Annotated in this window: 4 protein-coding genes and 1 pseudogene; all 5 read left to right on the forward strand. The window is 33.9% G+C overall.

The window, feature by feature from the left end:
- Nucleotides 1–333: 333 nt before the first annotated feature.
- Nucleotides 334–612, forward strand: coding sequence for a hypothetical protein (locus tag H6G44_RS19845; RefSeq protein ID WP_190388273.1), 279 nt, complete (start codon nt 334–336; stop codon nt 610–612).
- Between the two features lie 124 nt (nt 613–736).
- A complete protein-coding gene (locus H6G44_RS19850) occupies nt 737–1,489 on the forward strand; it encodes a hypothetical protein (RefSeq protein WP_190388274.1) in 753 nt (250 codons plus the stop codon).
- 86 nt (nt 1,490–1,575) lie between these two features.
- Entirely contained in the window at nt 1,576–2,721 is a 1,146-nt protein-coding gene (locus H6G44_RS19855) for an AAA family ATPase (protein WP_190388275.1), read from the forward strand.
- Nucleotides 2,714–3,484 carry a hypothetical protein gene (locus H6G44_RS19860; protein WP_190388276.1) on the forward strand — a complete coding sequence of 257 codons (771 nt, stop codon included), beginning with the start codon at nt 2,714–2,716 and terminating at the stop codon, nt 3,482–3,484. The genes H6G44_RS19855 and H6G44_RS19860 overlap by 8 nt, the downstream gene beginning before the upstream one ends.
- Nucleotides 3,485–3,538: 54 nt before the next feature.
- A pseudogene (locus H6G44_RS19865) lies at nt 3,539–3,859 on the forward strand (Uma2 family endonuclease); the annotation flags it as partial.
- Nucleotides 3,860–3,962 lie beyond the last annotated feature (103 nt).

The following is a 3,962-nucleotide window of genomic DNA, read 5'->3' on the forward strand; positions in this document are numbered from 1 at the left end:
TTTGTCTTATATCAGTCGAATATGCTGCTGCCATATATATCTCAATTATTTTCTTTTTTTTCCATCTTTAAAGTTTACCATCTTTGTACCGCTTTTGATCTCAAACTGCTGTAAATGGCCTATCTCTTAGATACAAATGCCTGTATTCAAATTCTCAATTCAAAAAATTCATGGGAATAGCTATCTTTTTCTGTTAGATGCAGCACATTGAAGCTGAATCTGTTAATCATTGCACTTTGTCGCTAACCCATGACGGGATGACATCATAATTGTGAATACTTAATGTATACCTGATATGTTACTATGATTTTGAAGTTTAGCCGAGATAGATAAATGTTTTCATCATCAAATACTGAGTATAAAAAATTATGTGCTGTCTTTAATTCTGAGCAAGATTTGAAAGATTTTGGATGTCGATACTGCGATCTTCGCCCAGTAAAAATTATTAAGTATCGTATCCTTCAAGAGGATAAACCGACTATTATTGGTGTTTTGTCAAAAGGCAGTGTAGTTTCTGAAATGGAAGTTGATAATAGTTATTATAGTGAGTTGGTTGGTGCTCTTTTGCACCATGGAGGAAGAATGATCAACGAAGGGCATTTAGACTGGTAACAGTCTGATTAAATTTATCTTATATGGTGCGTGATTGCTCTTTGAGATCGCACCATAATCTCAAAATGCAGTAGTACAAGTTACAATATTATTTACATAATTTAAATTCACAGGTTGACTAACAATGAGTCCGTTATCTTTAATTACTGTTGAAGTAGAAGATTTTATAAGTGCTGCTCAAACAATTCCATTAGGTGATATTTCGACTTGTAAATGGATCTCTAATTGGACTTCTGCTGAAAAACTATTATCTTGGGCAAAGAGAGGGTTAGAAGAAGGTGATGAATATGGTTTAAGCAACGCGATCAGTTATGCAAAACAATCATTATGCTGTCGAGTTGATATATTAGTTAGATACAATCACTTAGTAAAACATTTTCAAGGAAACTATCCTCAAAAAATTGAAGCCCTTCAAAAAATTGGTGTCAATATTCCTAAAGTCGTTCAGCGACTTGTTATTGATCCACGTAATGTATTTGAACATCACTATAGTCTTCCCAAAAAAGAAGAAATTATAGATGCAGTAGAAATTTCAGAACTTCTTATTCAAGCAACTGAAACAGAGTATAATCGTTCATCTATCATTGCTGTTAACTGGAATGCTATGGGAATGTCGTCATCTAATCTAGTTAAATTTGAGGAATTTAATGATGATAAAATTATGCTTTTTATTGATGTATTTGAAAATCCAGCAAAAGCCAAAATTGTTGATCCTATAAATAGAGAAATTCGTTATGTAGAAATGAAACAATTCACTTATGACCAGTCTATTCAACTTAGTCAAATACTTCGTAGAAATTATTCTAATGCTTCACTTGGTGGATGGGGTCACAGTCCCTATTATTATCAAGAGATGAAAAAACAAGCAGGATTTTAGTTTTGTTTTATTTAATCCATTTTTTATAGACGATGTTGTTTTTAAAGTATGATATTATCTGGAGAAAATAATTACATATTAAAAATATGCTAGAAAAACTAATCCTTCATAATTTCAAAAGCCATAAATCAACAGAACTCAATTTTGATAATTCCCGATTACATGGAATTGTAGGAAAAAACAGTGCCGGTAAAACAACAGTCCTCCAAGCATTGCATTATCTAAGCATGATTCCTGATACATCCGTTGAAAAAATATTTGAGTATGATAGATCACCTCAATTCATTACAACAATTGGCGAAAAAAATATGTCTGTTACTGCGAGTGGTTATTGGGACAATCAAAAAAATTGCCAAGTTTCCTATAGCTTGGAGAACAAAAATAATAATAATAATTGGATTGCAAAATTATCATGGAATATAGATGGTAATAAAAGTAGTTTGACACATGAAAAACTATATGGTTCATATTCATACTCACCACAAGATCCACCTTTACCATCTAATTTTTTCAAGCCTACTGTTTACCTAAAATTAGTTGCAAGTAATCTTGCTAAACCAGCTTACAGTGAAGAAATTACGCCAAAAGTTGAATTTGACGGATCAGGATTAGCACCTACCTTAGATTTTCTGCGTGATGAAGCTCCAGATCAATTTCAATTAATAGAAGAAAAGCTGAGTCGAATTGTTCCAAATGTTCGCAAAGTTGGCATAAAACGAGCAAAAGTTCCAGTCATTCGCAAACGTTTAATCGAAGTAGATGGTAAATCTATTTCCTATGAAGAAACTCAGGAAATGACAGGACAAGAGGTGGTACTAGACATGAATACAGGTGAACGTATTCCAGCCCATGCAATTAGCGAAGGAACAATGTTAACATTAGGATTATTAACTGTACTAATGAATCCTAATCAACCTAATTTAGTTTTATTAGATGATGTGGAACAGGGACTTCATCCTCAAGCACAACGTGAATTAATGAATGTTTTTAAAGAAATCATTGCCGAAAATCCCAACTTGCAAATTATTTTCTCTACTCATTCCCCTTATATTATTGATGCACTTACTCCTTCTCAAGTTCACATCTTAAATAACAGTAAATCAGGGTTCACAATGTCCAAACGTTTGGATGAACATCCTGATGTAGAATGGGCAAAAGAAACCTTGACAACAGGTGAATCTTGGGATGCTGAAGGTGAAGATTGGGTAACAGAAGGAGAAGTCTGTGATTGAGTTTATTGTCATAGTTGAAAGTGGTGCAGATGCCAGAACAGCTACTAAATTAGCCGAGCGAGTTTTAAAGGAAAAATTCGACTGGTTAGATGATGATATTCTGCAACATTGTTTTCAGTGGAATGGTTTAGAGGAAGGGACAGAATTTTCTTGCTGGAGAGACATTATCAAAATCATTGATGATGCAAAATCACAAATAAAATATAAACCTTCCAGATTTATAGGTCATAGCAAGGGTGTGCCTTTAAAAGCTGATGGTGCAGCATCTATTAAAGTTCTTAATTTGGTACGTTTTCTGCAAAGAATACGACAGATTAAAGCTGTTATTTTTATCCGTGATTTAGATAATCAACTGGAACGTAAAGAAGGAATTGAACAAGCACGTTCAGAACATATTAATAAAACGCCGAAATTAGAAATTATCATTGGTGCTGCTGATCCAAAACGTGAAGCATGGGTTTTAAATGGCTTTATTCCATCTAATCAACAAGAAGAACAAATACTAGAAGAAATCAAAAATCAATTGAGTTTTGATCCTTGCATAGAGTCTCACAGATTACGTGCCACTTCAGAAAAAGAACCGGAACGAATGAGAAATGTAAAAGTAGTAGTTGAACAACTGACAGGAAATATGGAACGGGAAAAGCTATGTTGGGAAAAGACAAATTTAAAACATCTACGAGAAAGAGGAGTTGATACAGGTTTGAAAGATTATATTCAAGAAGTTGAGCAACGATTAGCTGCAATTCTTTTGTCTGATTAAGAACTATTTTCCTATCAATTGCTATAATCAAAACAAACCTGAAAAAATCCTGCTATGATAGCCATTCCCCAACAACCAACAAAAATGACCATTGAGGAATATCTCCCATGGGAACTTAACCAAGATATTCGCTACGAATACATCAACGGCGAAGTTTTTGCCATGACAGGTGGTACAATTCCCCATAATGATATTACTCTCAATCTTTACACATTTTTACACCCCCATCTCCGTCCTAGAGCTTGTCGAATCAATGTATCAGATGTAAAAGTGCAAATTAGTCCTAACGGTCCATACTTCTATCCTGATCTTATCGTCAGTTGTCACCCTGAAGACATCAATGCCCGTAAATTTATCCAAAATCCTACAGCAGTTTGATATCAAGTCCAGTACAAGAATAGCTATCTAAATAGGGTCAAAAAACAATCCACAATGATTAAACCAATTGAGAGCATTTTCATCAGTAATAGCATTAACC

This window comes from Aphanizomenon flos-aquae FACHB-1287, assembly GCF_014698755.1.
GTDB classification, from domain to species: domain Bacteria; phylum Cyanobacteriota; class Cyanobacteriia; order Cyanobacteriales; family Nostocaceae; genus Dolichospermum; species Dolichospermum flosaquae.

Bases quoted from the DNA above. Each gene is read 5' to 3' on its own strand.
- H6G44_RS19845 (WP_190388273.1), top strand. From the start codon at position 334: ATGTTTTCATCATCAAATACTGAGTATAAAAAATTATGTGCTGTCTTT.
- H6G44_RS19850 (WP_190388274.1), top strand. From the start codon at position 737: ATGAGTCCGTTATCTTTAATTACTGTTGAAGTAGAAGATTTTATAAGT.
- H6G44_RS19855 (WP_190388275.1), top strand. From the start codon at position 1,576: ATGCTAGAAAAACTAATCCTTCATAATTTCAAAAGCCATAAATCAACA.